The sequence below is a fragment of the Emticicia sp. genome (assembly GCF_049241225.1).
Lineage (GTDB): Bacteria > Bacteroidota > Bacteroidia > Cytophagales > Spirosomataceae > Emticicia.
Window position 1 is genome coordinate 19,327 of the sequence record NZ_JBMLRC010000475.1, and the last position, 21,440, is coordinate 40,766.

The 21,440-nt window shown below is 36.7% G+C and carries 18 protein-coding genes; 13 read left to right on the forward strand and 5 right to left on the reverse strand.

The features are described from left to right. Positions 1–103 precede the first annotated feature (103 nt). The 5 genes from ACOVO2_RS24470 (at position 104) to ACOVO2_RS24490 (ending at position 5,035) form a co-directional block, all read left to right on the forward strand. Complete coding sequence (locus tag ACOVO2_RS24470; protein WP_421772493.1) at positions 104–823, forward strand: YqjF family protein; 720 nt, start codon at positions 104–106, stop codon at positions 821–823. A gap of 99 nt (positions 824–922) precedes the next feature. Beyond that, the gene (locus ACOVO2_RS24475; protein WP_421772494.1) at positions 923–2,026 is read left to right on the forward strand and encodes an Mrp/NBP35 family ATP-binding protein; all 1,104 of its coding nucleotides are present in this window, start codon (positions 923–925) and stop codon (positions 2,024–2,026) included. A gap of 147 nt (positions 2,027–2,173) precedes the next feature. Next, entirely contained in the window at positions 2,174–2,422 is a 249-nt protein-coding gene (locus ACOVO2_RS24480; RefSeq protein WP_421772495.1) for a NifU family protein, read from the forward strand. Positions 2,423–2,584: 162 nt separating this feature from the next. Then, positions 2,585–3,214, forward strand: a complete 630-nt coding sequence (locus ACOVO2_RS24485; RefSeq protein ID WP_421772496.1) for a hypothetical protein — start codon at positions 2,585–2,587, stop codon at positions 3,212–3,214. A 51-nt stretch (positions 3,215–3,265) separates the two neighbouring features. Next, entirely contained in the window at positions 3,266–5,035 is a 1,770-nt protein-coding gene (locus ACOVO2_RS24490) for a D-alanine--D-alanine ligase family protein (protein WP_421772497.1), read from the forward strand. Between the two features lie 85 nt (positions 5,036–5,120). On the opposite strand, the gene ACOVO2_RS24495 is transcribed toward ACOVO2_RS24490, so the two are convergent. Beyond that, positions 5,121–6,467, reverse strand: a complete 1,347-nt coding sequence (locus tag ACOVO2_RS24495) for a tetratricopeptide repeat protein (RefSeq protein ID WP_421772498.1) — start codon at positions 6,465–6,467, stop codon at positions 5,121–5,123. A 290-nt stretch (positions 6,468–6,757) separates the two neighbouring features. Here ACOVO2_RS24495 and ACOVO2_RS24500 point away from each other — a divergent pair, with 290 nt between their 5' ends. After that, on the forward strand, positions 6,758–7,375 hold the full coding sequence (locus ACOVO2_RS24500) for an OmpA family protein (RefSeq protein WP_421772499.1): 618 nt from the start codon (positions 6,758–6,760) through the stop codon (positions 7,373–7,375). Positions 7,376–7,429: 54 nt separating this feature from the next. Here ACOVO2_RS24500 and ACOVO2_RS24505 read toward each other — a convergent pair whose 3' ends face one another. The 3 genes from ACOVO2_RS24505 to argS form a co-directional block, all read right to left on the reverse strand. Continuing rightward, positions 7,430–8,311: a 1,4-dihydroxy-2-naphthoate polyprenyltransferase gene (locus tag ACOVO2_RS24505; protein ID WP_421772500.1), complete on the reverse strand. Its 882-nt coding sequence runs from the start codon at positions 8,309–8,311 to the stop codon at positions 7,430–7,432. Positions 8,312–8,390: 79 nt separating this feature from the next. Then, on the reverse strand, positions 8,391–8,999 hold the full coding sequence (locus tag ACOVO2_RS24510) for a glutathione peroxidase (RefSeq protein WP_421772501.1): 609 nt from the start codon (positions 8,997–8,999) through the stop codon (positions 8,391–8,393). Positions 9,000–9,006: 7 nt separating this feature from the next. Then, on the reverse strand, positions 9,007–10,782 hold the full coding sequence (gene argS / locus ACOVO2_RS24515) for an arginine--tRNA ligase (protein WP_421772502.1): 1,776 nt from the start codon (positions 10,780–10,782) through the stop codon (positions 9,007–9,009). A gap of 298 nt (positions 10,783–11,080) precedes the next feature. Between argS and ACOVO2_RS24520 the strand changes: the two genes are divergently transcribed. From ACOVO2_RS24520 to ACOVO2_RS24530, 3 genes are all read left to right on the forward strand, one after another. After that, complete coding sequence (locus tag ACOVO2_RS24520) at positions 11,081–11,965, forward strand: YicC/YloC family endoribonuclease (protein ID WP_421772503.1); 885 nt, start codon at positions 11,081–11,083, stop codon at positions 11,963–11,965. Between the two features lie 341 nt (positions 11,966–12,306). Beyond that, positions 12,307–13,584: a phosphopyruvate hydratase gene (eno, locus tag ACOVO2_RS24525; protein ID WP_421772504.1), complete on the forward strand. Its 1,278-nt coding sequence runs from the start codon at positions 12,307–12,309 to the stop codon at positions 13,582–13,584. 109 nt (positions 13,585–13,693) lie between these two features. Then, positions 13,694–14,026, forward strand: a complete 333-nt coding sequence (locus ACOVO2_RS24530; RefSeq protein WP_421772505.1) for a septum formation initiator family protein — start codon at positions 13,694–13,696, stop codon at positions 14,024–14,026. Positions 14,027–14,078: 52 nt separating this feature from the next. On the opposite strand, the gene ACOVO2_RS24535 is transcribed toward ACOVO2_RS24530, so the two are convergent. After that, positions 14,079–14,399 carry a c-type cytochrome gene (locus ACOVO2_RS24535; RefSeq protein ID WP_421772506.1) on the reverse strand — a complete coding sequence of 107 codons (321 nt, stop codon included), beginning with the start codon at positions 14,397–14,399 and terminating at the stop codon, positions 14,079–14,081. A 354-nt stretch (positions 14,400–14,753) separates the two neighbouring features. On the opposite strand from ACOVO2_RS24535, the gene ACOVO2_RS24540 reads away from it, so the two are divergent. From ACOVO2_RS24540 to ACOVO2_RS24555, 4 genes are all read left to right on the forward strand, one after another. Then, entirely contained in the window at positions 14,754–16,490 is a 1,737-nt protein-coding gene (locus ACOVO2_RS24540; protein WP_421772507.1) for a flagellar motor protein MotB, read from the forward strand. A gap of 64 nt (positions 16,491–16,554) precedes the next feature. Further along, positions 16,555–18,591, forward strand: coding sequence for an OmpA family protein (locus tag ACOVO2_RS24545; RefSeq protein ID WP_421772508.1), 2,037 nt, complete (start codon positions 16,555–16,557; stop codon positions 18,589–18,591). A 31-nt stretch (positions 18,592–18,622) separates the two neighbouring features. After that, positions 18,623–20,323 (forward strand): hypothetical protein, encoded by a 1,701-nt coding sequence (locus tag ACOVO2_RS24550; protein ID WP_421772509.1) that lies wholly within the window; start codon positions 18,623–18,625, stop codon positions 20,321–20,323. A 15-nt stretch (positions 20,324–20,338) separates the two neighbouring features. After that, positions 20,339–21,439, forward strand: coding sequence for an acyltransferase family protein (locus tag ACOVO2_RS24555; RefSeq protein ID WP_421772510.1), 1,101 nt, complete (start codon positions 20,339–20,341; stop codon positions 21,437–21,439). The last annotated feature ends 1 nt before the right edge of the window (position 21,440 follow it).

A 21,440-nucleotide genomic window follows, 5' to 3' on the forward strand; every position in this document is an offset into this window, starting at 1 on the left:
ACATTCGCACTGATTTTTGCGTTTTATAGGTATAATGATTTGATAACTTTATAAACAGTACGACGATTCGCAGCCTTATCAAATCTCTAAATTAGATAAAAATATGTTCGGTAAAACCTTTCTGAAAGCCCATTGGAGCAAGCTCGTAATGGCAAACTACGAAGTTCCACCCAAAATCTTAGAGAAATACGTACCGTACAAAACCGAACTTGATTTCTGGAATGGTCGATGCTACGCCAGTTTAGTAGGTTTTCGCTTTCTCGAAACCCAAGTTTTAGGGATAAAATTTCCTTTTCATACAAATTTCGATGAAGTAAATCTTCGTTTCTACGTTCGCTACAACGATAACGGAGAATGGAAACGAGGTGTGGTTTTTATCAAAGAAATTGTGCCAAAAGCTATGATTACATTCGTAGCAAATACACTTTACAAAGAAAACTACGCAACGCACCCCTGTAAACACGAAATTAAAACCACTGATAATCAACTCTTTGTAAAATATTCGTGGAAGTCAGATTCGGGTTGGAATCACATCGAAGTAGAAGCCGAAAATGAAACCGAGCCTATCGATGTGGGTAGTGAAGAAGAATTCATCACCGAACATTATTGGGGCTATGCGGGCTATTCGGCCAATAAAACCAATGAATATCAAGTACAACACCCAAGATGGAACGTGCATCGTGTGAAGAACTCGCAAATCTTATGTAATTTTGAGGAACTTTATGGCCAAGAATTCGCTTTTTTAAAAGATACATCACCCACATCGGTGCTTTTGGCCGAAGGCTCAGAAGTAGCGGTTTTTAAAGGAAAAGTAATCATTTAAAGTCGATAGTCAACAGACCGCAGTCAATAATTGCGGCATTTTTCTAAATATAATTTACAGATTAATCACATAAATCAGGTTAATCAAAGTCTAAAATAAATGGGAGAACTAACCATCACGAAAGAAAAAGTGCTACAAGCCCTCAGTACAGTTGAGGAGCCAGATTTAAAAAAAGACCTCGTTACGCTCAACATGATTCGTGACATTGAGGTAGGTGTCAATCAAGTTACTTTCACGGTAGTGCTTACAACGCCTGCTTGCCCACTGAAAGAACTCATCAAGAAAAATTGTACCGAAGCCATTCATACACATCTCAATCCAGATGTAAAAGTAACGGTAAACATGACGGCCGATGTTACGTCGATTCGTAATAATGCTCCAGTTTTGGCGGGTGTAAAAAATATCATTGCTATATCGTCGGGCAAAGGTGGCGTCGGGAAATCGACTGTGACCGTAAACTTGGCAATGGCACTCAAAAAAGCAGGTGCAAAAGTTGGTATCATTGATGCCGATATTTCGGGGCCTTCGATTCCGATAATGTTTGGGGCTGAAAATATGCAACCACTCATTACTCAAAAAGATGGCAAAAACATGATTACCCCAATCATGCAATACGGCATCAAAATGATTTCGATTGGTTTCCTTACTCCAGCCGATAGTGCGGTAGTGTGGCGTGGGCCAATGGCCAGCCAAGCCTTACGTCAGTTCTTCGGTGATGTTGATTGGGGCGAGTTAGATTATATTTTAATTGACCTTCCGCCAGGTACGAGCGATATTCACCTAACTTTGGTGCAAACCGTGCCTTTGACAGGTGCAGTGGTAGTAACAACCCCACAAAAAGTGGCTTTGGCCGACGTAACTAAGGGAGCTTCAATGTTCCGCCAACAACAAATCAATGTACCCATCTTAGGTATTGTTGAAAACATGGCTTACTTCACTCCTGCCGAACTACCCGACAATAAATATTATTTATTTGGGAAAGATGGCGGTAAAAACATGGCCGAAAAACTCAATGTGCCACTTTTGGGTCAAATTCCAATCGTACAAAGCATTCGTGAAGGAGGCGATGAAGGTCGCCCTGTGATGATGGATGAAACACCAATCGTAAGCGAAGCATTCAAAAATGCAGCCGAAGCATTGGCTCGCCAAGTAGCCATCAGAAATGCTTCTGGCGAAAAAACCGTGAGAGTTGAGGTAAGATAATTTAGGCCACAGTCAATAGTTGGCAGCCTACGGTGAGATTATTTTTTAGGTAGAAAGTCAATCAATACATTGCCAGTCCTAAAATCTTTTTAATCGTGTAAATTTTTTATTATTTTTACAACAATATACTTGCTGAAAATAAGCTAAATGGAGAATTTAATAGAAAAAGTAGAAGCGGCATTAAATAGTGTCAGACCGTATTTACAGACTGACGGAGGCAACGTAAGAGTTGTAGAAATAACAGAAGATTTCACGGCGAGACTCGAACTCCTCGGTGCATGTGGCAGCTGCCCGATGTCAACCATGACATTCAAAGCAGGTTTGGAAGAAGCAATTTTAAAGGCTGTACCCGAAATCAAGAAAGTAGAAGCCTTAAATTTGACTCCTGCATTTTAAGACAAAATTGTATTTTTTACAGAAATTACGCTTAAAAATATAAGCCACTTGTTTTTGCAAGTGGCTTTTTTATTAACTTGCACTTGGAATAATTAAGAATTACCTGAATTAGTATATCATTAAGGATTAACAGTTTGAAAAAAATGTAATTCGATAAACAGAATGAACCATGAAATCAGAAATGTCATTTCAGGAAATAGCCGAAATTCAGAAAGAAATCTTATCAAAACAGCCCTCTTTTTCATTAGAGAAGGCAAGAGAGCAAGTATTAAGACTGAAAAATCAGAATACTTCAATAAAGAAAATGAGATAAAGAAACTCATCTTATTTTCCGACATCAATAAGTTGTGGTACAATGATAAGTTAGATGAAAGTAGATATATAGCAGAAGGAGCAGAACAAAAGGTTTACCTTGATTATGATGGAAGGAATGTTATAAAAATCAACGATACGATTTTTTACGAATCATGGAAAGATTATTTCATTAGCCTTCTTATTCATAATTATTTATTTCCAGCTACTTCTTATGAACTGATAGGTTTTTATAAGAATGAACAAAAACTTTGCTCGGTAGTTAGACAACCTTTTGTAGAATCGACCGAACCTACAGATTTGATAAAAGTAAGGGATTTTCTAAAAGCCAATGGTTTTGAAAGAAAGAAAAACAATGATTACTACAATAACGAATTAGGTATTATTTTGGAGGACTTACATGACGAAAATGTCCTGACTAATCAAGGAGTACTATTTGTGATTGATAGTGTAATATATTTAAAGAAAGACCTAAATTAGGAATATATTGGAATATTTTTGCAGACCAAAAACTGTGAACAAAATTTAATAATGGCAAATAAAATCAGAGTCGGTGTTTTTTTCGGTGGACAAGCACGAGAAAGAGAAATTTCGTATTTAGGCGGTAAAACTGCCTTTGAGCATATTGACAAGGCTATTTTTGAGCCTGTGCCTATCTTTGTCGATAGCTTGGGGCATTTCATTCAGATAAATCCAGAGTTGCTCTACGAAGAATCAATTCGTGATTTCTTCCCTTCTAAAAACCTCAACCGTGGTTTTAGAGTTTATATCGAATCTTTGGGCGAACTCAACGAAACCCAACTTTACAAACTCATTTATAAAGTCGGAAAACAAATCCAACCTACTGATTTTTCACAAATCATGGATTTTGCGTTTGTCATTATGCACGGCCCACAAGCCGAAGATGGTGCGATTCAGGGTTTGCTCGAATGGTACGGCATTCCGTACATGGGGCCGGGTCTGATGGGTTCGTCGGTGGGTATCGATAAGCCGATGCAAAACAAGCTCATTTCGCTCGTTACAGGTCAGAAAAAGAAAATGGTAACATTTACTCGTGAAGAATGGCAAGTGGCTGACCGCTCAAAAATGTTTACTGACCTAATTAATAATATCGGTTTTCCGTTTGTGGTTAAAGCTCCGCACCAAGGTTCATCCATTGGTGTGGCTATTGTTCGAAAACGAAGCCTCGAAGAGTTTACAAAAGCCGTTCAACAATGTTTCTTTGAAGTAACATTCTTGAAACGTGACTGGGAAAAAATGACCGACCGCCAAAAACGTCATTTGATGGAAAAAACCTCCAATCTTGATGAAGGCATCGGTTTTCCGCTTTACGTGAATGGTAAAATATTGCATCACCCTGTCGAATTGATGGAGGAATTAGATGCACTTTTATTTACGCTTGATTCAGTAACAGCAATATCAGCCAATGCCGAAGACCACGTAATGATTGAAGAATTTGTGGTTGGACAGGAGTTTTCGTGTGGCGTAATTCAGCACGACGATGGCACAGCCATTGCCCTACCTCCTACCGAAATTTACGGCGAAATTCAGACTTTCGATTTCAAATCAAAATATAAATCGAACGTTACCAAAAAACGTATACCAGTTGAAACAAGCCTCGAAAACCTTCATAAGATTCACGAAAGCTTGCTTAAAACATTCAATAGTCTTGGCTTTAGTGTTGTTACTCGTATTGATGGATTCCTGACTCCTGACAGCCGAGTTTTACTACATGACCCCAACACTTTGCCTGGCATGTCGCCTGCTTCGCTGATTTTCAAGCAAATGGCCGAAATCGGACTAACAGTTACACAATCTATTACATATTTCATTCGTCAGTCAGTACGAGAGCGTATCCGTAACGGAAAAAATACGGTATCGCTCCGTAATTTACTCGAAAAAATTGATTCTCTGATCGAAGAGAGAGTTGCAGCACATAGAAAAAAGGTTGCGATTATTTTTGGTGAAACTGACGAAGAATACAAAATAGCTCAAAAGAAGTTGGGCGAATTTTCTTCCTCACCAATTTACGAACCAGTGCCAATTTGTGCAGCACGTAACGGTCAAATGTATAAAATTCCGGTTAATTTGATGTTTAAGGCTGATATTCAGGATTTTGGACAAAATATTGGTAAGTCAAAGCACCCTTTTATCGCTGAAATTATGCGTAAAGCTGAAAAAATCACGGCAAAATATGCAGGAAGTTTTGATTGGCAAGTGAAGAAATTATCTGAAGCTGATCTAGCCGAAAATGTTCAATTTATCTTCCAATGTGATTCTGAAACTTTGATTGAGTTGTAAATTGAAACATCTGTCATAGATATTGAAAACAAAAAAATCTCCGCCTATATGACGGAGATTTTTTTTACGTAGGTCTCTAAAAATCTTAATTACAATATTCACGAATTACATTATATGCCGCCGAGTAACCTAATTCACCAGCACGGCTAAGGTCATAACAACCAGCGTTTTCGTCGCCTAAAGCGTGTTTGATGATACCTCTTACGTAGTATGCTTCACCGTATTTAGGATTTAATTTAATAGCATTTGAGCAGTCTTGCAAAGCTTCTTTTTGAAGCCCCATCGATGAACGAACCAATCCACGAGAGAAATATGCTTCTGCGTAGGTTGGATTCAATTCTATTGATTTATTCAAGTCAATGATTGCACCTTTGCCATCGCCAGTTTTGAACTTCGAAATACCACGGCTATAAAATGCTTCCGAACGGTCCTCTGAAAATTCATTAATTTTGCTTCTTTCCTGTACAACATTACGCAATTCATCTAATGTATTTTTAGTCATACGACCAGTATAATATACCTTAGAATCAATATTTACGTTATCAACTTCGATTGCTTTAGTCAAATCACTCGTTGCATCTTTTTGATTACCAAGCTTGCTATTGCAGAAACCTCTACCATAAAATGCACGTACATTTTTAGGGTCAAGTTGAATTGCTTTGTCGTAGTCATTCATTGCTCCACGAAAATCATCAATTTTAGTTTTTGCAAAACCACGGTTAAAGTATGATTCACTATCTTCTGGATTTAACTTAACAGCCTCATCAAAATCTTTGATTGCACCAGAGAAATCATTGATTTTTAGTCGGCTAAAACCTCTACTTGCATATGACTGCGAGCGTTTAGGGTTCATATCAATTGATTTCGTAAAATCAGAGATACTTCCTTGAAAATCTTCTAAACGGGATTTACAGGCTCCACGCGAAAAATATGCTTGATACTTCTTATCATCTTCAGTATTTAATTCTACAACTTTAGAGAAATCTTGTATCGCACGACGATAATCTAATAATTTTGCTCTGGTCATACCGCGATACAAAAATGCTAAAGCATCTTCGGGATTTAATTCAATCGTACGGTTATAATCTTGTAAAGCCGAACGATGATCATCTTGATCACTCTTGCTTTTTCCACGATATAAATATGCCAAAGCGTTTTTAGGATCAAGATCAATTGTGCGGTCGAAATCCAAAATTGCTCCACGATGGTCTTTCAGCTGTTGCTTGGCTAAACCTCGATTATAATAACTTGTGGAATTTTCTGGATTCATCGCAATAGCAGTACTATAGGCTTGAGATGCCCCGATATAATCACCTGCTTTGCTCTTATTAACACCTATATCAAAGAATTCAGACGCAGTTTGTTGAGCATTTGTGTGTAAAGAACAAACAGTCAAACAGATTGATAAAAATGGTAAAACTACTTTTTTCATAAGATTTTTAGAAAAATTTAAAATCATGTATAACCATGAATTTATAGAGAAAATACTATTTAGGTATAAAATAATATACTAAAACTTTATTCAGCAAAGATAAATTTTATGCCTGTTTACTCAATGCATTTTACTAAAAAGTTTTTGTTAAACACACATATTGGTACCGAATAATAATTTTTTAACCAAATAGCTTGCCAATTTCATTTTTTTTTTGCCAATTTTACATAATTATTATTTTTCATGTGAAAAAATAATATGCTTACGTTGCTATAAAAACACCTAATTTCATGAAATCACTCCATCTTTTGGCAAGCATGGCCATTATTGTGTCATTGCTTATCGCTTGTAATTCAACAAAAAATTCAACTTCGAACCAGAAGAATAGCCGCAAAAAAGACCCTGTAGCAGCCGAGGCTGCTGTGAAAATTGGTAATATGCTCGACCTTTTAGCCACTGATCTGATTGGTGCTTCGGGACAAAAAGCAGAAATTATACGCACGGCCGAGGGAATCAATATCACATTTCAACCAGATTTTTATTTTGAGTCGAGTTCTGACCATTTAACACCAGAAGCTAAGGGTATTTTGGATGATATTTCGAGCGTTTTGAGTCGTTATCCATACACTGAGATCTTTATCGAAGGCCATGCTGATAGCAGCGGTAATCAGTGGAATAATAAAAAACTCTCTGAAATGAGGGCCAAAGCGGTAGCTCTATATTTCAAAGCTCATGATGTAACGGCCGATAGACTGGCAATTGCAGGCTATGGAGCCACTCGTCCGATTGAAAGTAATAGTACGCCCGAAGGAAGACGTAGAAATCGTAGAGTTTTGGTAAAAATCAGAGCAAACGAAGAAAAATTCTTAGCCTCACAAGCCCCTACTAAAGTTTCGGGAGGGAAATAAAAAGAAATTAATAAAAAATGGGAGCAGGAAATTCTAATTTCTTGCTCCCATTTTTTATGAAAATATCTGAGTCAAACCAAAGATTAGTACAAATACCAAAGTCGATAAGGCCATTTGTTTGAGCATTGGGTCGGGGTTTGGCAAACGAGCAACTTTGATTCCATTCAAGAAAAATAAAGGGAAGCAAATGATATAATAATATTTATTTTCTGCTTGTAAAAAGCTAAAAATCAAAATACTGAGCATTCCGAGTGAAAGTAAAACCCAGTGATAAATGATTGCTTTAGCTTTACCAAGCCGAGCGGGAATTGTCTTTTTACCCGCACGAGTATCTGATTCAATATCTCTGATGTTATTGATATTTAAGACACCCGTAGCAAAAAGGCCACAACTTAATGCTGGAAGTACGTTGGCCCAATCAAAAGTCTTGGTAAATAAATAATTACTACCCAAAACCCCTACTAAACCGAAGAAAATCAATACCGAAATATCGCCTAAACCTGCATAACCATAAGGTTTTTTTCCTGCGGTGTAAGTGTAGGCAGCCAACATTGAGAGCAATCCAAGTCCAAAAAATCCCCAAAATACTTGCATTGAAGCATCTTTGAACGAAAAATAAAGTAGTGAAACTCCAAAAATTAAGCAAAGTACCGCCAAAACATAAATTCCACCGAGCATTTGTTTGGGTGTAATCGCCCCTGACTGTACGGCACGCTGAGGCCCAACTCTTCCTGCTAAATCTGCACCGTTTTGAGTATCGCCGTAATCATTGGCGAAGTTGGATAAAACCTGCAAAGCAATTGTAGTAAGGCAGCATAAAGCAAAAATGAGCCAGTTGAACTGCCCCACCGAAGCTGCCAAAAAGCTACCCATAAAAATACTCGCCAATGCTAAAGGAAGGGTACGTGGGCGAGCCGCCGAAAGCCAATGTTTCATAATGAGTGAATGAGCGAATGAGCGAATGAGCGAATGTAGAAAACACTACTACTCAATCATTCACTCATTCAAAATTAGATTAAATGCCTACTGCCTTTTTAAATTCGGGTGAATTTGGTTTTACACCCGATGCAAAGAAATGAGATACTTCGCCCTTTTCGTTGATAACGTATTTACAGAAATTCCAAGTTGGTTCTTTATCATTCCAACCGTTTAAATCTTTTTTGCTCAACCATTTATATAGTGGGTGTTGGTCGCTGCCAACAACACTTACTTTTTCAAGCATTTGGAAGGTTACTCCGTAATTTTTCTGACAAAATGTAGCAATGTCTTTGTTACTACCAGGTTCTTGACCACCAAAATTATTAGCAGGAACACCCAAGACTACTATTTTATCGCCATGTTCTTTATGAAAAGCCTGCCAATCAGCGTATTGTGGCGTGTAACCGCACTCAGAAGCAGTATTTACTACCACCACCTTTTTACCTTTATATTTTGAAAAATCAATGGTTTCTTTGCCATCGAGCGACTTCAATTTGAAATCGTAAAACGAACCTTTTGCCATAACATTTGCGGGTTTTACTGCTACCATTTTCTTGTCAGAAAAAAGCATCTTGATTAGACGAAAACTCATAAGACTTGTCAGTGTTAAGATAGAAACTGTAACGAAAATGAATTTCTTTTTCATAGTTTGATTACATCCTTGTTGGAACTTGTATTCCTAATAACCCTGTAGCTTTACTAATTGTTTCGGCAACTGCTTTTATTAATGATAATCTAAATTGTTGTTTGTCGTTATCGGTTTCGTTCATAATCGACACTTCCGCATAGAATTGATTGAATGTTTTGGCCAAATCATATACATAATTGGCAATTACAGCTGGCGAATACTCATCTCCTGCTTTCTTGACGGCAGTTGGATATTCGTTCAAAAGATAAACCAATTCAGATTCTGGCTTTAATAACTCTACTGCTTTTACTTGTTTGTTTACTGGCACATTCTGAGATTCAGCCTTGCGTAGAATCGAACAAATACGTGCGTGTGTATATTGAATAAAAGGCCCTGTATTTCCTTGAAAATCAATTGATTCGGCAGGATTAAAGAGCATACGCTTCTTCGGTTCAACTTTCAATAAGAAGTATTTCAAAGCACCCAAAGCCAGCATTTGGAAAAGGTTTTCGGCCTCTTCTTTGCTAAAGTCATCAATTTTGCCACGTTCACGAGTAGTTTCGGCGGCGGTTTCAATCATTTCGGCTACCAATTCATCGGCATCAACTACCGTTCCTTCACGAGATTTCATTTTTCCCGACGGCAAATCAACCATGCCATAGCTTAGGTGATAACAGCCATCGGCATACGCACGACCGAGTTTCTTCATAATCGCAAAAAGCACCTGAAAATGATAATCTTGCTCATTGCCCACTACCCAAATCGACTTATCGTTGTGATAATCGTTGAATTTCAAATCGGTTGTGCCTAAATCTTGGGTAATGTAAACCGAAGTTCCATCGGCACGAAGTACCAATTTCTCGTCGAGTCCTTCTTCTTTCAAATCAATCCAAACGCTACCATTTTCTTTTTTGAAGAAAACACCATTTTTCAGGCCTTCCTCAACCAAATCTTTCCCGAGCAGATAAGTGTTTGATTCGTAATATACTTTATCAAACGAAACCCCAATTTTTTTATAAGTTTCGGCAAATCCTTCAAAAACCCAATCGTTCATTTTTCTCCACAACGCCATTGTTTCGGCATCGCCTTGCTCCCATTTTTGCAACATTTCTTGGGTTTCGAGCATCAATGGAGCAGTTTTCTTGGCTTCTTCTTCGGTTTTCCCTTCGGCCATCAATTGTGAGATTTCAGCTTTGTAGGCCTTATCAAACTCCACATAAAATTTACCCGCCAAATGGTCGCCTTTGATACCCAAAGATTCGGGCGTTGCACCATTTCCAAATTTCTGATAAGCCAGCATCGACTTACAAATATGCACGCCACGGTCATTGACCAAGCAAGTTTTGGCAACATCAAAGCCACCCGCAGATAAAATATTAGAAACGGCTGCTCCCAAAAAATTATTACGTAAATGCCCTAAGTGTAGTGGTTTATTAGTATTTGGCGAAGAAAACTCTACCATCACCGACTGGCCGTTTGATGGTAAAACACCAAAATTTTCGTTGGCCAAAATAGCATTGAGGGTATCAATCCAGACCGAATCATTCAGAACAATATTCAAAAAGCCCTGAACAACATTAAAACTACTGATAAAATCGTTGTTATCCTTAATGTGTTGACCGATGGCATTACCCAATTCAGCAGGATTTTTTCGGAGAGACTTAACCAACGGAAATACAACATAAGTGTAGTTTCCTTCAAAATCTTTTTTGGTTGGTTGCAAAACCACCTCTTCTTCTACCTGATATAATGCCAAAAGTGCTTCTTTTATGGCAGTTTTTAATGATTGTTCGATATTCATGAATTATTATACTGTGTTTATTATAAACAAGTTGGAAACTTGTTCTACTAAAGTGCAAAATTACAGTTTTTTAATAGAATTGTCGTATAATATTTAAAGGTTTAGGTTGTAGAAAAAACAAACGATTAAATAAAATATAAATTCTGTGAGAAAATTTATCTCAACTATGCTATATTTTTACGTTATTTGCTTAAAATTTATACCAATTATTGGATATAACTGCGAGCTTTGTATATTTTGAGGATTAGCCCTACAAATATTCTATCATTCGCTCATTCTATCATTCACTCATTATATTATGCTGCAATCAATGACTGGTTTTGGCTCGGCAACTGTCGAGAATGCCAAAATCGCTGTAACTGTCGAAATCAAATCGTTAAACTCTAAGTTTTTTGATATTTATTGCCGAATTCCACGTACTTATTCAGAAAGAGAAATCGAAATAAGAAATATCCTTACTGCCGAACTTGAGCGTGGAAAAGTAGAATTCACAATGAATGTGGTGCCTAAAGATGAGTCTGGTGCTGCCACGGTCGTGAATCGCCCGTTAATTAAGGCATATTTCAAAGACCTAAAAGCAACTGCCCTCGAATTAGGTTTTGAGCCAAGCCCAACCGAATTATTGCGAATGGCTTCCATGATGCCCAATGCTTATAATACCGATTCTTTGAGCGAAGTAGATGCAAAAGCTGAGTGGGATTTAATGAAAAGTGCTATTAATCAGGCCATTGCCAAATGTAAAGAATTCCGCACGCAAGAAGGAAGCAATACGGCGGCTAAATTTGCAGAATACATACAGAGTATAGCTTCGCTTCTCTCGCAGGTTGAAGAGCAAGATCCAAAACGTATTCCTGTGGTACGTGAACGTATCGAGAAAGCAGTTGCAGAATGGTCATCGAGCGACACTTTTGATAAAAATCGTTTTGAACAAGAATTGATTTATTACGTCGAAAAATTTGATATTTCGGAAGAAAAAGTACGTTTGAAAAACCATTTAGAATATTTCGTACAAGAGTTAAAAATTGCCTCAAATGGTAAAAAACTCAACTTTATTGCCCAAGAAATTGGCCGTGAGGTAAATACTATCGGCTCGAAAGCCAATGATTCGGTCATTCAGCGATTGGTAGTGCAAATGAAAGACGAATTGGAAAAAATCAAAGAACAAACAATGAATATTGTTTAAAAAACTTTTTCGAGCATATACATTTATTTCATTGCCGTCTGCTTTAGCTGACGGATGTTGAATCAAAACAAAATTGGCTTTAGCCTAAATCACAACGATTTTTGACTAAAGTCAAGTCGATTTTCTATTTTTTACCGTCAGCTAAAGCAGACGGCAATGAATGTTAAGGTTGTATTAATTTTCAAAGTTGACACAACTTAAACTATAATTATGACAATACAATTTGCCCCATTCTGAAAAATTGACTAATTTTACAGTTGTTACCAAAGAAAATATTGCTTTTTTGGACAATTCCAATATTTTTTATAACCAAAATACCTAATACTTACAAGTTTTAACTTATGAGCCAAATTGTTAGAGTACACGCAAGACAAATTCTCGATTCAAGAGGAAATCCTACTATCGAAGTTGATATTTTAACTGATAACGGTTACTTAGGGCGTGCCGCTGTGCCATCAGGTGCATCGACAGGTGTTCACGAAGCCGTTGAGTTACGTGATGATGATTCAAAAGTGTATCAAGGCAAAGGTGTTTTGAAAGCAGTTAAGAATGTAAACGAAACTATCGCTTCTGAACTTCTCGGAGCAAATGTTTTCGAACAAAACTTGATTGACCAAATCATGATTGACCTCGATGGCACACCAAATAAAGGAAACTTAGGTGCAAATGCTATCTTAGGTGTTTCGTTGGCAGTAGCAAAAGCAGCTGCTCACGAAGCAGGTTTATCGTTGTTCCGCTACTTAGGTGGTGTAAACGCCAACACTTTGCCAGTGCCGATGATGAACATCTTGAATGGTGGTTCTCACGCCGACAATTCAATTGATTTCCAAGAGTTTATGGTAATGCCAGCAAAAGCTGAGTCATTCTCGCACGCTCTACAAATGGGAACTGATATTTTCCATACTTTGAAAAAAGTATTGAAATCTAAAGGATATTCTACAAACGTTGGTGATGAAGGTGGTTTTGCACCAAACATCAAATCAAACGAAGAGGCTATCGAAATCGTATTGCAATCAATCGAGAAAGCTGGTTTCAAACCAGGTGAAGATGTATTCATCGCTATGGATGCTGCTGCTTCTGAATTCTACAATGCCGAAACAGGTCTTTACACTTTCAAGAAATCTGATGGCAAACAATTGAATTCGGCTGAAATGGCTGCTTATTGGGCTACTTGGGTTGAGAAATATCCAATCATCTCAATCGAAGATGGTATGGCAGAAGACGACTGGGCTGGTTGGGCTGAACAAACTAAATTGATTGGTAGCAAATGCCAATTGGTTGGTGACGATTTATTCGTAACAAACGTGAAGCGTTTACAAGAAGGTATTGATAAAGGAATCGCTAATGCTATTTTGGTAAAAGTAAACCAAATTGGTTCATTAACCGAAACAATCAATGCTGTAAACTTAGCTCATAAAAACAAATATAAGAGCATCATGTCGCACCGTTCGGGTGAAACTGAAGACGCAACAATCGCTGACTTGGCAGTAGCATTGAATACTGGTCAAATCAAAACTGGTTCGGCTTCACGTTCTGACCGTATGGCTAAATACAACCAATTGCTTCGTATCGAAGAAGAATTAGGTTCGGCGGCTACATTCCCAGGATTGAAGTTCTAACCCCCAACCCCTAAAGGGGAGTTTTGCAAAAAAGTCTGCCAAAATGTTGGCAGACTTTTTTGTTTTTCCTACTTTTGGCTTACAATCGTGCTTTAAAAATTTCCTAACAATGAAAATCTACGTACCAAAATTCGTGCATAAATATCGATTTTATGTATTTACACTCCTTGGCCTCTTAATTTGGGTTTTATTCTTCGATGGTAGCAATCTTGTAGCACAATTCAGGCTTTGGCAAAAATTATCTGACTTAGAAAATCAACAAGAATATTATGTTGAAGAGCTAAAAAAAGTAAAGGAAGAAGAAAGAGAAGTAATGGGCAACCACAAATCAATGGAGAAATTTGCTCGTGAAAAATATCTGATGAAAAAAACAGGAGAAACCGTATTTGTAATTGTTGATGAAGATAACAAATCGGTTGAAAAAGAAAATGATGACAACTAGAAACATATAAAAAAGCCTCTATTGAGTATTCAGCAGAGGCTTTTTCTTTACATTATTTCAAAGTCGTAATCCATTTAGCAATTTTCAATGCTTCGTCTTTCGGAACATTAGTTAAAGCAGCCATTGGCGGGTACCCTTCCCAGTTTTTAGGGTTTGGTTTGTAGATTAACTCTACGATTTGCTCAGGCTTATATTTTTTCTTTTGCATAACTTCTTTATACGCAGGCCCAACCAAACGAGTATCAACTTTATGACAAGCTAAACAAGTATTTTTTTGAAGTAACTTCTCAATATCTGGTGGAATTTTTGTCTGTGCTTTTGATACTGATGCAATGCCAAGTACAACCGCAACGGTCAGGAGTGATTTTTTCATTTTACTATGTGCTTTTAAATATTAATTAAATCGAACCGTTGATGCGGTCGTTTTCCGAATTCATCTGCTAAATTCGTAAACAAAACGTAAGAATGAAAGTATTTGTTGAATTTTTAGAAGATTATTTTGTTAATGAAACGTTAAATGAAAAGTAATCATAAAAAATGCATTTAAAAGTTTACAATTATTGACAGTAATTGCCTGATGATAAGCAAACTATCCATGATAATTGTTGAATTTTGTAAAAAACCCGCATAAAAGCATCATTCTGTGCGTTGGTAATTTTGATAGTCTAATAAAATTGTATACTTTCGCTATCAACAAAAAAAACTAACCCAAATAGAGCAAAAAACAGTGATTATCCCAAAGAAAATGTTTTTCACTCAAGATGTGCCTTCTCGTAAATCTTCTACTATTACCTCATTACTACAATTTGGTACACTCCTATTAGTCCTTTTTTCAGCCGAAACCATCATTGCACAACCCAAAATCCAATGGGCAAGTAAAGTATTGGGCTTTTCGTCGGAAAGAGTTGATGCCAATAATCCAGGGCCACAGTATAGAGCTATTCAGGTTTTGGGAAAGCCAAATACATATACCTTTCAACATACTTCTGCTGCTTGGTCAACTGAGAAAGCGGATAATTATAAAAATGAATTTATAAAAGTGGCTTTTGCAACTCCTGCAATTACTTCAAATATAATCATAGTTGAAAACCTAAATCCTGGAGCAATCACACAAGTTTTTGCTTATGATTCTACCGATACAGAATATCTTATTCATGAGAACAACAACCATACTATTGAAGCAAAAGGAAGATTTTGGAATATTTCAATTACTAAAACAAATTACAGAGTTCATGCAGTCAAAATTATTCTAAATCCAAATTTGGTAAATGGATTTAATCAGATAGATGCTATAGGTATTTCAGGTGAAAATACAAAATTGGATAATACGCTCAATTTACCTGACGCTTTACCGAAAAAAACTATAAGAGAAAATTTGGGTAAAAGTATCAACTCCGATACACGAGAAGTGGCCCCAATAATTAGTAATGATGGAAAAAGAATTTTCTTCACAAGAGAGGTTCATAAAAAAAATATTGGTAAGTACAAATTACAAGACATTTGGATGGCTGAAAGCATCAACGAGAATAAATGGTCTGAAGCTAAAAATATCGGTTCTCCCATTAATACTGATGAGCATAATGCTCTTACCTCTGTATCTTTAGATGGAAAAACAATTTATCTTTTGAATGTTTATTTACCAAATAATACATTCAAACCAGGTCTTTCAAAGTCTACATTTCAAGATGGGAAATGGAGTTTCCCAAAAGAAGTTAAGCTAAAAGATTACTACACAACCAGTTCATACACAGAATTTAGTATATCATCAAATGAACAAGTTTTGATAATTGCTGCTCAACGTAAAGACACGTTTGGTCAAAAGGATTTATATGTTTCGTTCCTCGAAAATGACAGTACATGGTCTAAACCTATAAATTTGGGTAACACAATAAATACTGCGGAAAATGAAAGTACACCTTTTTTAGCAGCAGACACTAAAACCTTGTACTTTTCAACAAGCGGACTTCCAGGTTATGGCGATAATGATATTTTCATGACCCATCGTTTAGATAGTACATGGACAAATTGGAGCGAGCCATTGAACCTTGGCAATGCGATTAACACACCAAAATGGGATGGGTATTTTACTGTTTCAGCGACTGGAGATTACGCTTATACAAGTTCGGAAGAGAATTCAATTGGAGCCGAAGACATTTTCAGGATAAAATTATTTCCTTCAATTCAACCTGAGCCTGTCGCTATACTTTCAGGTGTAATCAAAAGTGAAATTGATGATAAGCCTATAAAAGCCAGTATTTTTGTAGAATCTTTAGATAAGAATACATCTTTTTCAATAGAATCTGATGACGACACAGGAGAATTTAAGTTGATTATACCTGTGCAACATAGCTATCAATTAACAATCTCAAATAAAAATTTTAAACCTTTGAAAGCAGTCACAGATTTATCAAATTTTAATTCCTTTACTGTGATTAAAAAAGAATTTATTCTTACTCGTCAATAAGATTTATTTTACAAATTTCTACTATAATCCATACTTAAAATCAAATGCTAAGTACTATCATGACATGAAACCAGAGATTCGCATTATAATTTATTTATTAATTTTATCATTTTCAGCTTCCGCACAACCCAAAATCCAATGGGCAAGTAAAGTATTGGGCTTTTCGTCGGAAAGAGTTGATGCCAATAATCCAGGGCCACAGTATAGAGCAATTCAGGTTTTGGGCAGCCCTAATAAATTACCACAAAAAGGAGAAAGTGTGTGTGCTTGGTCATCGGCAGGAGCAGATACTTATGCCGAAGAATATATAAAAGTGGGCTTTGAAAATCCTGTTAGAATCAAACAAGTGAGCATTGCCGAAAATTGGGGTGCTGGGGCAGTTGTGCGAGTTTTGGCGTATGACTCTACTGATAGAGAATATATCATTCACGAAAACAAAGAAGATGGGCCCACCGAAAAAGGTAGAATGTGGAATATCATTATTCCGCAGACTGAATATAAAGTTCATGCCATAAAATTAATTGTTGCTCCCGCCAAAATACCAGGCTATAATCAAATAGATGCTATCGGTATTTCGGAAATTGATTTGCCATTTGAAGCTAAAATAAATCTTGCAAAAGATATTCCAAAGGAAATTATTAAAGAGAATTTGGGTAAAAGCATTAATTCTAGAGTAAGAGAAGTTGCCCCAATTATTACACCAGATGGAAAAACATTATTTTTTACGAGAGAAAGCCACGACCAAAATATTGGTAAACTAAAACTTCAAGATGTTTGGGTTTCTAAAATGATGCCCGACGGCACTTGGGGAGAAGCTGAAAACATCAAAGAACCCATCAATACGCCCGAACATAACGCCGTTTCTACGATCTCGGCCGATGGTAAAACTATTTATTTAGTAAATATCTATATGACAGATGGTTCTTTCAAACCTGGTTTGTCTAAATCAAGAAGAACCCGAACTGGCTGGGAGTTTCCGAAAGAAGAAAAGATTATTGACTACTCAAATCTGAGCGATTATACAGAATTTACACTTGCCCCCAACGGCAAAGTACTGGTGATTGCTTGTCAACGAAAAGATACAAAAGGAAGAAAAGATTTGTATGTGTCGTTTTTGAGAGAAGACAAAGTTTGGTCGAAGCCTATTAATATGGGTTCGACAATCAACACAGCTGAAAGTGAGAGTACGCCATTTGTTGCGGCCGACTCAAAAACTATTTATTTCTCAACGGCAGGTTTCCCGGGTTATGGCGATAACGATATTTTTCTGAGCCGCCGTCTCGACAGTACTTGGACAAATTGGAGCGAACCCGAAAATATTGGAGATCTGATAAATACCTCAAAATGGGATGGTTATTTCACTATTCCAGCTTCGGGTGAATTTGCTTATTTGAGTTCGGAAGAACGCTCAATTGGAGCAGAAGATATTTTCCGTATTAAGCTTTTTCCTTCGATTAAGCCCGACCCAGTTGCGATTATTTCAGGAACAGTCTTGAATGCCTTAGATAAAAAGACAATAGCTGCTGAGGTTGTGATGGAATTGTTAAATGATAGTACAAGCAAAGACCGAATCGTGGCCGAATTTGACCCCGAAACTGGAGAATATAAAATGGTAGTGCCACTCAAAAAAGCATACAGTTTGAATGCTTCGAAGAAAGGTTTTATCAGTATCAGCGAAAGCCTTGACCTTACAAAAGACCGTCGATTTAGAGAAATTAAGAAGAATATCAACTTAATTCCGGTAAAAGAAGGGCAAACAATGGTTTTGAATAATCTTTTCTTCAACCAAAGTAAGTTTGACATTTTACCTGCTTCTTACCCTGAGCTCAATCGTATCATTGAATTGATGCAAGAGTACCCAACAATGGAGGTTATCATTGAAGGACACACCGACGGTAGCGATGAAAACATGATGCTAAACGTGAAACTTTCGCAAGATAGAGCCAATGAAGTAAAGAAATATTTGGTAGAAAAAGGCCAAATAGAAGCGAAACGGATTCAGACAAAAGGTTGGGGACAATCGAAACCGATTGCGAGTAATGCAACCGAAGAAACTCGCAAAAAAAATCGTCGTGTAGAGTTTACGATTCTAAAACTTTAGAAATTTTTCATTATTATTATTCATTTTTCAAGTGCCAAACCTTTCTATCAAAAACCTACTTGCTACTATTTTAATTTTATTTCCGATTGCAGTATTCTATTTCGTATTTCAAAAATATGCCGTCAATATTCCACACTGGGATGATTTCGCTATCAGGAATACACTGGCTCAAATGACTGAGACAGATGCTGTCTTTCAAAAAATAAAATTATTGTTTTCTCAGCACAACGAGCATCGAATTTTACTTACTCGTCTTTCGGCTTGGGTCGTTTTTCTTTTACAAGAAACGCTCAATCTAAAAAGCCTAATGTTTATAGGTATTATCGCTTTGCTCGGAATTCTTTTTCTTTTTTATAAAGTATCAGAAAAATACAATTCTCCCCTACTTGCATTCGTACCTGTTTCTTTTATTTTTTTCAATGTAGGATTGTTTGAAAACACATTTTGGGGAATGGCATCGGTGCAGAATTTCGGAGTGATTTTCTTTGCATTTCTGACCTTCTACTGGCTTGTTTTCTCCGTTGAAAACAAATATAAACATTACTTTTATCTGGCTTTATTTTCATGCTTCTTTGGTGTTTTTACGAGTAGCAATGGTATCATTATTCCACTCATTGGATGCCTAACTTTGCTTGTTCAACAACGAAAAAAGCAACTTTTCATTTGGTTGAGTAGTTCTTTGGTATTTGTTCTTGGCTTTTTTTATGGGTTCCAGAAAAATCCTGATAATGTAGTAAAAACCGACTTTTCTGATTTTAAAACTATCTTCAAAGGTATTTTAGCTACTTTCGGAAGTGTACTTGATTCATCAGCCATTGCCCCAGCCAAACACTTAGATTTAGCTATGGCTTTTGGCTTATTTTTATTGATATTTGTTTGTTTATTTGCCTATCAAGTTATATTCAATAAATACAATCGGGCGGCGTTCCGCTTGTCGCAACGCACAGCCGACCTGTTTTTGTTAGCTTGCTTGGCTTTTATCGGTATAACAAGTGTTGGAATTGCGATTGCCCGTATATCGTATGGTATTGAAATATTAATGACAAGTAAATACAAAATTTACTCGGTGCTATCGGTAGTTATTTTTTATTTGGTAACCTACAATTCATTGGCTGCAAGATATAAAAATAACTTTATTCAGCTGGGTATTGGCTTGAGTATTGGGTTTAACTTTTACACTTATCTAACTGTTTATCAAGACATTAAATATCTGAATCAAGAACGTATAACCGACCAATTCAAACAACAATACAGCGATAAATCATTTCCTAATGGTGGAATAATGAAGGTTTTACAACAACCCGAAAAAACTTTCTACGATTCGATTATTGATGAAATGTGGCAGGTAAAAGACAGCTCATTGAATGACTTAAAAATAATTCCTAAATCAGAAAGTTATGAGATTGTAAGAACTCATAATGGAGAGAAATTTGATTTTTCCGATGCTGCCTCGGGTTTGTATTTTATCCTTAAATCAGATAAAAATATTTATTTATATCCCTCACACATCAAGCCCCTGGGTATGAAAGCCTACCTCGAACGTGACTTTTTAATAAATAATCAACTCAAAATTGATAACTTTACAGCCGAAATCAGTAAACTATATATTCAATCGGGTAAATACCGTGTTGGAGTAGTAGTAGTAGAAAACAATACTAAAAATATTTCTTGGAGTAATCAAATACTTGATATTCAAGCAATTGAAAAAATTAGACCTAAGCAAAATTGGTAAGATAATTCTCTCATAATGACACAAACAACCACAAACACTTCATATTTAAGACAATTAGATGGGCTTCGCTTTTTGGCGGTAACGATGGTTTTGATTGACCACTGGTCGGGCGATGTCTTGCAGTTTCCGATTAGTTATTTGGGGGTTTGTATGTTTTTTGTGCTGAGTGGCTTTCTGATTACTCGCATTCTATTGCAGGCTCGCCAAAAAGATGAGAGTTTAGGTCGATCGCATAAGTTTTCTTTGAAACAATTTTACATTCGTCGAACAGTCAGGATTTTTCCGATTTATTATCTCACTATTTTGGCCTTGTTTATTTGGAATGTTGAGCCAGTTCGTGAAAAAATTTGGTGGTATCTCACCTACACGACCAATATGTACATCGCCATCAAGCAAACTTGGATGGGTTCGAGCGACCACCTCTGGTCATTGGCCGTTGAAGAGCAATTTTATTTGTTTTTTCCGTTTATAGTTTTCTTTTTATCGGCTCGTTTGTTGCCTAAAATTCTCTTTGGTTTTATTGCTTTATCAGTTGGGCTTCGATTGTTTTTCTTCCTCAATGGCACTGCTTGGATGACACCATACGTGCTAATGCCAACTTGCTTAGATGCTTTCGGAATCGGTGGGCTATTTGCTTATTTCTATTTTCATAAAAATGAAGCAGTGAAGAAATTTGTAACTAACAAGGTTTGGTTGGCGGTTAGTCTATTTTTATACATCGGAATCGTACTTTGGGGCAAGCAATTTCCCGATGGACATAATATTATCACGGTAGTTTTTCTACGCCTTTTCGAGTCGTTTTTCTCACTTTTCATGGTCGGAAATGCCGTTTATGGTTTTAGTGGCGTCACGAAAAGTGTGTTAGAAAACAAAGCAACGGTTTATTTGGGTCGAATCAGCTACGGAATTTATATCTACCATAAATTTATTTATAATCATTACCATAACTCTCCATCAAACCCTGTAGTGAAGATACTTAATAAATTGCCGGTAATAGAAGAAAATATGGTTTTGAAAATCATCTTCCTTTATGCTGTTACGGTCATAATTTCCACGATTTCATGGTATCTGATTGAAAAACCAATCAATAAATGGAAAGATAAGTTTAGTTATTGAG

Excerpts from the sequence above, each read along its gene's own strand:
- ACOVO2_RS24530 (WP_421772505.1), top strand. The coding sequence starts at position 13,694 with ATGAAAATCTACGTACCAAAATTCGTGCATAAATATCGATTTTATGTA.
- ACOVO2_RS24490 (WP_421772497.1), top strand. The coding sequence starts at position 3,266 with ATGGCAAATAAAATCAGAGTCGGTGTTTTTTTCGGTGGACAAGCACGA.
- ACOVO2_RS24470 (WP_421772493.1), top strand. The coding sequence starts at position 104 with ATGTTCGGTAAAACCTTTCTGAAAGCCCATTGGAGCAAGCTCGTAATG.
- ACOVO2_RS24555 (WP_421772510.1), top strand. The coding sequence starts at position 20,339 with ATGACACAAACAACCACAAACACTTCATATTTAAGACAATTAGATGGG.
- eno (WP_421772504.1), top strand. The coding sequence starts at position 12,307 with ATGAGCCAAATTGTTAGAGTACACGCAAGACAAATTCTCGATTCAAGA.
- ACOVO2_RS24485 (WP_421772496.1), top strand. The coding sequence starts at position 2,585 with ATGAACCATGAAATCAGAAATGTCATTTCAGGAAATAGCCGAAATTCA.
- ACOVO2_RS24505 (WP_421772500.1), bottom strand. The coding sequence starts at position 8,311 with ATGAAACATTGGCTTTCGGCGGCTCGCCCACGTACCCTTCCTTTAGCA.
- ACOVO2_RS24495 (WP_421772498.1), bottom strand. The coding sequence starts at position 6,467 with ATGAAAAAAGTAGTTTTACCATTTTTATCAATCTGTTTGACTGTTTGT.
- ACOVO2_RS24545 (WP_421772508.1), top strand. The coding sequence starts at position 16,555 with ATGAAACCAGAGATTCGCATTATAATTTATTTATTAATTTTATCATTT.
- ACOVO2_RS24510 (WP_421772501.1), bottom strand. The coding sequence starts at position 8,999 with ATGAAAAAGAAATTCATTTTCGTTACAGTTTCTATCTTAACACTGACA.
- ACOVO2_RS24480 (WP_421772495.1), top strand. The coding sequence starts at position 2,174 with ATGGAGAATTTAATAGAAAAAGTAGAAGCGGCATTAAATAGTGTCAGA.
- ACOVO2_RS24520 (WP_421772503.1), top strand. The coding sequence starts at position 11,081 with ATGCTGCAATCAATGACTGGTTTTGGCTCGGCAACTGTCGAGAATGCC.
- argS (WP_421772502.1), bottom strand. The coding sequence starts at position 10,782 with ATGAATATCGAACAATCATTAAAAACTGCCATAAAAGAAGCACTTTTG.
- ACOVO2_RS24500 (WP_421772499.1), top strand. The coding sequence starts at position 6,758 with ATGAAATCACTCCATCTTTTGGCAAGCATGGCCATTATTGTGTCATTG.
- ACOVO2_RS24475 (WP_421772494.1), top strand. The coding sequence starts at position 923 with ATGGGAGAACTAACCATCACGAAAGAAAAAGTGCTACAAGCCCTCAGT.
- ACOVO2_RS24535 (WP_421772506.1), bottom strand. The coding sequence starts at position 14,399 with ATGAAAAAATCACTCCTGACCGTTGCGGTTGTACTTGGCATTGCATCA.